Consider the following 415-nt stretch of genomic DNA (forward strand, 5'->3'; position numbering starts at 1 on the left):
GCATTGTTGGGGAGGGGCGCGATACCCCAGCGTGGCAGGCCGAACCGGCGGAGAGGTCAACGCCATCGCGGTCAGCGAGCATGACAAGATCAGTCCCGCGGGCTCCAGCAACACTAAGGTGGATGATCGACGGGCTCGTCATGGGCGCATCGTCAACAGTTATTTCGGGCTGTTGATGACACCACGCGATGACGCGCTGCCGCCACGACTGCCACCGGGCCGTCATGGTGTCGAACTCAGCGACACAGTCACGTAAAGCCGCGGCGAAGCCGCAGGCCAATGCCACCGGCTGGGTTCCCGAGCGAATGCCGTACTGCTGACCTCCCCCTGGGGAAACGGGGTGCAGTTCGACTCCCCGTTTCACCCAGAGCGCTCCAATCCCAACCGGCCCACCAATCTTGTGAGCGGAGAAGGA

1 protein-coding gene is annotated in these 415 nt (G+C 63.6%); it reads right to left on the bottom strand.

Annotated elements, in window-relative coordinates:
- Positions 1-364: aminotransferase class V-fold PLP-dependent enzyme (locus tag KJR01_RS10635; protein WP_502756458.1), on the bottom strand; the 364-nt coding region annotated here is incomplete at its 3' end.
- Between the last annotated feature and the right edge of the window lie 51 nt (positions 365-415).

Origin of the sequence: Campylobacter sp. 2018MI10, assembly GCF_018501175.1 — a bacterium.
Lineage (GTDB): Bacteria > Campylobacterota > Campylobacteria > Campylobacterales > Campylobacteraceae > Campylobacter_E.